The organism is Streptomyces griseicoloratus (genome assembly GCF_014534645.1).
GTDB lineage: Bacteria > Actinomycetota > Actinomycetes > Streptomycetales > Streptomycetaceae > Streptomyces > Streptomyces griseicoloratus.
This window is the reverse complement of the sequence record NZ_JACVQF010000020.1, coordinates 1-869: the sequence shown is the minus strand read 5'-3', so window position 1 is coordinate 869 and position 869 is coordinate 1. Positions and strand designations below refer to the sequence as shown.

General features: G+C 76.5%; 1 protein-coding gene. It reads right to left on the bottom strand.

Features of this window, described 5'->3' with window-relative positions:
* Positions 1-810: polyketide synthase dehydratase domain-containing protein (locus H0H10_RS00285; protein WP_309141696.1), on the bottom strand; the 810-nt coding region annotated here is incomplete at its 3' end.
* Positions 811-869 lie beyond the last annotated feature (59 nt).

The following is an 869-nucleotide window of genomic DNA, read 5'->3' as shown; positions in this document are numbered from 1 at the left end:
CAGCAGCGGGTGCAGGGCCGCGTCGAGCAGGGCCGGGTGCAGCAGGAACCGCCCGGCGTCGCCCCGTACCTCCTCCGGCAGCGAGACCTCCGCGAACAGTTCACCGTCCGCGCCGCGCCACACCCGGCGCAGGCCACGGAACACCGCACCGTACGCGTAGTCCTGGCCGGCCAGGCGCTGATAGACGTCCGTCAGCCCGACCTCGGTGGCCCCGGCCGGCGGCCAGGCCACCAGCGCGGTACCCGGGTCCTCCGCCGCGGCGGGCGCCAGCGCGCCCTTGGCGTGCAGCGTCCACGGGCCGGCGTCGCCGCCCGCGTCGCCCTCGCGCCGCGAGTACACCTCGATCGCCCGGTGCCCGTCCCCCGGCGTGCCGTCCGCGTCGCGCACGACGACCTGCACCTGGACGCCGCCCTGCTCGGGCAGCACCAGCGGCGCGGACAGGGTCAGTTCCTCCAGCCGCGGGCAGCCCAGTTGCTCGCCCGCGCGGACCGCGAGGTCCACGAAGCCGGTGCCCGGCAGCAGCGTCGTACCGGCCACGGCGTGGTCCGCCAGCCACGGGTGCGTGGCGAGGGACAGACGGCTGGTGAAGAGGGTGTGGTCGCCGTCCGCGAGCTCCACGGTGGCCCCCAGGATCGGGTGGTCCGTCGCGTGCAGGCCGAACCCGGAGGCGTCGGCGGCGGCCTCGGTCGCGTCGAGCCAGTACCGGTCGCGCCGGAAGGCATAGGTCGGCAGGTCGACCGGCTCGCCCCAGCTGCCGCCGAAGAGCCGCTGCCAGTCGACACGACCGCCCCGGGCGAAGAACCCGCCCACGGCGGTGAGGAGTGTGCGGGGTTCGGGTCGGCCTGTGCGGAGGGTGGGGGTGGCGTGGG